Annotated in this window: 3 protein-coding genes; 2 read left to right on the forward strand and 1 reads right to left on the reverse strand. The window is 63.1% G+C overall.

From position 1 onward, the window contains the following. Nucleotides 1-37 precede the first annotated feature (37 nt). Nucleotides 38-838: a polyphosphate kinase gene (locus BRC58_04510; protein PSP18174.1), complete on the forward strand. Its 801-nt coding sequence runs from the start codon at nucleotides 38-40 to the stop codon at nucleotides 836-838. Here BRC58_04510 and BRC58_04515 read toward each other — a convergent pair. Continuing rightward, nucleotides 835-1,890 carry an isochorismatase gene (locus BRC58_04515; protein ID PSP18175.1) on the reverse strand — a complete coding sequence of 352 codons (1,056 nt, stop codon included), beginning with the start codon at nucleotides 1,888-1,890 and terminating at the stop codon, nucleotides 835-837. The two genes, BRC58_04510 and BRC58_04515, sit on opposite strands and share 4 nt — an antisense overlap. 126 nt (nucleotides 1,891-2,016) lie before the next feature. Between BRC58_04515 and BRC58_04520 the strand changes: the two genes are divergently transcribed. Beyond that, nucleotides 2,017-2,170, forward strand: a 154-nt coding sequence (locus BRC58_04520; GenBank protein PSP18181.1) for a hypothetical protein, incomplete at its 3' end; no start/stop codon positions are given.

The following is a 2,170-nucleotide window of genomic DNA, read 5'->3' on the forward strand; positions in this document are numbered from 1 at the left end:
GAGGTTCCCGAGTCCTGCTTGCCCAGGTAGCCGTCCCATGCACTCACCCTTGGCGATCGCGCCCGACAGTCAGGTTGAGCTGGCCCAAATCCCCACTAAGGCGGATGGGGGCTACTCCAAAGCGGACGGCAAGGCCCGGTTCAAGCAGCTCCGCAAGCGCCTGGCCCAGTTACAAGAAATCCTCTACGCCCAGGGCCGCTACGCCGTGCTCGCCATCTTTGAAGCGATCGACGCGGGTGGCAAGGACAGCACGATCACCAGCGTTTTTCGCGGCATCAACCCGCAAGGGATGCAAGCGGTCAGCTTTAAGGCCCCTACCCCCATCGAACGACAGCACGACTTCCTCTGGCGCGTCCACCAGCACGTTCCCCCCAAGGGGCACATGGCGGCATTCAGCCGCTCGCACTACCAGGACATATTGGTGGCGCGCGTCGAGCAGCTGGTTCCGGAACCGCAGTGGCAAGCGCGCTACGCCCACATCAATGCCTTCGAGCGCTTGTTGCGCGATGAAGGAACGCAGGTGCTGAAGTTTTTCCTCCACATTTCCCCGGAATACCAACAAAAGCGCCTACAACGGCGGCTCGAGCGGCCGGACAAGCGGTGGAAGCTCGATCCCAGCGACCTGCAGGCGCGGGCGCGCTGGGATGCTTACCAGGCCGCGTTTGAAGCCATGCTGGCGCGCTGCTCCACCGAGCATGCGCCCTGGTACGTCATTCCGGCCGAACGCCGCTGGTACCGCAACTTGGCGGTGGCACAAATCTTGGTCGATGCGCTGGAATCGCTCGATCTGCACTACCCGCAACCGGATTTCGATCCGGCTCAGATCCGCATCCCCTAGCCCGCTGGCGCCAGGGGGAACTCCGGCCACGCTTGCAGCGGGTCGCTGGCGCTTACCACGTGCATGCCGGCCCGGGCAAAGCGCTCGAACTCGGCATCGGCATAATCGCTAAAGTCCACTGCATCCGGGACGACCACCGGCGAGGTGCAGTCTTCCAGCAAGTAGAACTTGCGCGCGAGGTTGGGGTCCCGGCGCTGGATCTCGCGCAGCAAGTCTTCCACCGTCCAAGCAACGCAGTGGCTTTTGGCCTGGCCGGCAATAATAACGGCATCCCAAGCCAGCAACTGCTCGATGAGCGTCCGATTCTCCTGCGCGATGGGATTGCCGTGGTGGTCCTGCAGCACTTCCGGACGCAGCACCGAGTAGTGCTCGGTGAGCGGGTTTTGGCCTTTAAGCTCGTATTGGGCCTGCGTGCCGCGGGCCAGGCTGTGGAAATAAACGGCTTCTTCCACGGCCGAGACCAGCGCGTGGCTGATGCTGCCCACTAGCGCGTGGTAGGGCCACACAGTCAGCGGATGCTTGTTATCCCGATTGAGCTGCTCGAGGTAGTGGCGCGCGTATTGCTGCAGCTCGCTGCGATCCCAGTCGGGAAAGCAATCTGACACGGCCGGGTTGACCTGCCAGGTACCGCTGGCGAGGTCGGCGGGTTGGAGGACCGTGTGGGGCGCCGGGTGCTGGCCGCGATTATCCATCCAGAACACTGGGTGGAAGATTTGCACGGCCGTGTGCGTATCCATGGTGGGGATGATGTGGGAGATTTGGGGCAAGTTGCGGTAGATGAACTCGCAGAGCCGGACGTTGTCCTCAATAGCGCCCTGCCCCGAGCGGCCGGCGGCGAACAGCTCAAAATCGGGCAGGCAGAACGTATTCTGCACGTCAACCAACAGCAGTCCTATGCGCGCCCCATCCTGAGCCGCCGGTGGAATGTTGTGGGTTGCCGCCCATTCTTGGGCGTAAGCAGCGCGCGCTTGGTAGGGAACGCGCCAGACTTGACCCACAGTGCTGGCATCAAAAAAGGGGGGCACGGGTAAGTCTTGACTCGCGGGTGCCATCCGGCTCCTCACTCTTGCCTATCGGTCAGCGCTGCCACCGGCCGTTTGCCTTATAGTTTACGAACTGGCACCCGATGCGCCAATGCAGCGCGGCGGCGCTAAGAGCGCCTAACAACACTGGTAGGGATGGGGAGGGAGAGCTCTGGTCCGCACCATGGCCAAGCCGCTTCCGACAAACTCTGGGCCGAAATCGAACCGCTACTGCCGCCCGAACCGCCCAAGCATCGGGGCGGTCGCCCCCGGATCTCCGACCGAGCCGCGCTCACCGGCATCATCTTCG

The sequence above is a fragment of the Cyanobacteria bacterium QS_8_64_29 genome, from assembly GCA_003022125.1.
Taxonomy (GTDB): domain Bacteria; phylum Cyanobacteriota; class Cyanobacteriia; order Cyanobacteriales; family Rubidibacteraceae; genus QS-8-64-29.

Coding starts and splice junctions, on each gene's coding strand:
- BRC58_04510 (PSP18174.1), top strand. CDS start 38: ATGCACTCACCCTTGGCGATCGCGCCCGACAGTCAGGTTGAGCTGGCC.
- BRC58_04515 (PSP18175.1), bottom strand. CDS start 1,890: ATGGCACCCGCGAGTCAAGACTTACCCGTGCCCCCCTTTTTTGATGCC.